Below are 2,858 nucleotides of genomic sequence, written 5' to 3'. Positions count from 1 at the left end.
AAACTACATCCTTAGTTCAATAAGAAAAAAGAGCTGCCTATGCAACTCCATGATCTTCAAGTAAAGCACCCGTTAGTTGAATAAGAACAGAGACGCTTATTAAACAATCGCGCCCGATTGTGGAACATGCGATCTATTAACTGATGGAAAAAAGCTGTTTTCATTTGATCACTCTTATAAGTCTTTTTTCTAATCCTTTTTCGACTTAGCTGTTAACGGTGCATTTCGCATGATGGGATATGTGATGAACAATGCAATCAGACTAATAGTGATCACAAAAGAAAACATCACCATTTCATGAAAGTCCTGAGTCACTAACCATTCCCATATTGAAAAATCGATCAAACCACTGTAGTTTAATAGCGTACCGATGATCACTAACACCATCAACCAGATCACACTTTTCTTGAAACCAAGTCTATAATATATCGTAAAAAACAGAAAAGCGAAGGAGAAGGTAAAAATACCTAACATAAAATCTATTAAATAATAGGATAGGAAGGTATACTCTTGATTTAAAAAGGTTGCTGGATGCAATATATGAGCCGCTACGTTCCATCGCTCATAAAGTGTTAAGAGAATCCATTGAAAGACGTTTAAAATAAAGGTGATAACCAGTACACTTGCTAAACCTACCACATAAAAGGTTTTCAACAAATTGATCCTTGTACTTCCCATTCCTATTGCGACAGGGAAAATAGTTTTGAATCCATCAATTGCAAACAGAGGAATAAAAAAATATGTTGGTCCTGAGATGGCGGCGATAACATCTTCACCCAAGTTAAAGAAATATCCAATGAATAACCATAACAAAAGTAAAGGGATCGTTATATATAGTATAAGCATCTTCCCGAAAGCAAATAGTGTCCCTTCATAAACCATCCTAAATGTCCCACTGTTCAAGTTCATATGTTCACCTCATTTCGTTCTTCCGTTCTATTTAATAAATAATCATGTAGGGAGGCTGGTTCAATTGATAAGCTATGGGACTGAGCAAAATGCTTCCATTCGTTCGTATAAGGTTCATCGAGCATGACTTTCATTTTCGTACCCATTTCTTGTTGCTCCAACACAGTGTGCGACTGGGTGATATTTAAAATAGAAGTCTTCTCTCCACTTAACCAAATGCCTTTTTCCCGCATCGTTTCCATTGTTTCATGGAGAAATACTCTACCATCATGAATCACTACCAACGCTTCACATAGAGTTTGAATTTCTTCGATATGATGGGAGGATAAAAGAATGAGCCTCGGATTTTTTTCATAACTTTCCAATAATACTTTGTGAAATTTCTTTCGCATACCCATATCTAAACCATTGGTCGGTTCGTCAAGTATTGTTATATCAGCATTACTGGCAATACCGATAATAAATTGCAGTGCTGATTTCATACCTTTAGAGAGCCTGGTCACATTTTTGTTTTCATCCAATTTAAAAACTGTTAAAAGCTTTTTAGCAAAATCCTTATCAAAATTTGGATTGTAATAATCACCAAAGCGTAACGCATCTTTTACCTTCCAAATCTTACTGAATGGATGATCTTCTTGCATATAACATAAATGATTATTTGTTCGATAATGGTTATAAGGATTAAATCCCTGTATGTTTATCTCACCCTGATCAGGTTTTAAATGACCAGCTAACAACTTCATAAAGGTTGTTTTCCCAGTTCCATTTCGCCCCCAAAGTCCAACGATGATTTTCTCACTCTCTATCAAATTAAAGTCATGCAATATTTTGGTTGAATCATAACTATAGTGAACCTGATTGACTTCTATCATGATTGAGCCTCCTTTTCAATTAATCGGATAATCTTTTGGACATCCATCCCTAAACGGGCCCCTTCTTCTAATAAAGGGGGTATATAATTCTGACGAAATTGTTTCTGCCGTCCGGCATATCCGTAAGCATACCTTTTCCATAGGCATGGCTTTAGCCTTTGTTCGGCCGACTTAACCTGGCTTCATACCTTAATAACCTGTCAGTCATAAAGCATGCAGGAGTATTAATGGGATGGTTTTAGGAAACGTGGTTCCTTCATTCCCCTCCTCCATTGTAAAGTTGAGAATTCAAATCACAGAAACTTCTGTCTTTCACGCTGTAAACGTTTATTACAGAACTTGTCGCGCGCACCTGTTAATTAAACAACAAATCAAATTAAATCTATCTATTTATTTTTTTTGACATGCCAATGGTAAATTTCTTGAACCCAAAGATTTCATAATATGGTTCCAAAATTTCCACACACATTAGTTGAGGAATTACCCCATTTTGCTCACAATGGTGAGTTATTCGATTCACCATTTTTTTGCCGATTCCTTCGGACTGATAGCTTGGTAGAACACATAATCCACAAACTACTCCAGTAATTACACCATCTGAAATAACACGTCCCATACCCACTAATTGTTTTTCATCAAATGCGTAAATGGCGTACCAACTTTGATTGCACATTCGCTCCAAATCATTACTTGTTAATTTAAGTGAATTCCATCCTAAAGATTCATATAGGGTTAGTAATTGGTCAAAGTTATTAGGGGGTTCTGTCGTATAATTTATATATTTCACCATATATAATTACCTCCTAATTTTTGTATATTACAGTTCTACATCGACACAAAATATATAATTTTTTCTCATTGCTTCTTCAACTAACCTGCCTCGTTAGTAAAATATCAATATGTCTATATTTCAATAGAGTTGGCAATAATCCCTTTATTAATAACTTTTTAGGAGGTAGAAACAATGTTACTGTCAAAAGCATGGGAAGCATTTGAATCTGACAAACGAATTGAAGGTTTTTCCCCACAGACATTGAAAGCTTATCGACTCCAAGCCTCATTACTAATTAAATATTT

3 protein-coding genes are annotated in these 2,858 nt (G+C 35.4%); all 3 read right to left on the bottom strand.

Annotated elements, in window-relative coordinates:
- Positions 1-189 precede the first annotated feature (189 nt).
- Positions 190-909 (bottom strand): hypothetical protein, encoded by a 720-nt coding sequence (locus AMD00_RS09390; RefSeq protein ID WP_053416828.1) that lies wholly within the window; start codon positions 907-909, stop codon positions 190-192.
- Positions 906-1,781, bottom strand: coding sequence for an ATP-binding cassette domain-containing protein (locus tag AMD00_RS09385; protein WP_053416827.1), 876 nt, complete (start codon positions 1,779-1,781; stop codon positions 906-908). The genes AMD00_RS09390 and AMD00_RS09385 overlap by 4 nt, the downstream gene beginning before the upstream one ends.
- 382 nt (positions 1,782-2,163) lie before the next feature.
- The gene (locus AMD00_RS09380; protein ID WP_053416826.1) at positions 2,164-2,571 is read right to left on the bottom strand and encodes a GNAT family N-acetyltransferase; all 408 of its coding nucleotides are present in this window, start codon (positions 2,569-2,571) and stop codon (positions 2,164-2,166) included.
- Positions 2,572-2,858 lie beyond the last annotated feature (287 nt).

Origin of the sequence: Viridibacillus arvi, assembly GCF_001274945.1 — a bacterium.
GTDB classification, from domain to species: Bacteria; Bacillota; Bacilli; order Bacillales_A; family Planococcaceae; genus Viridibacillus; species Viridibacillus arvi.
This window is presented reverse-complemented; position numbering and strand designations above follow the sequence as displayed.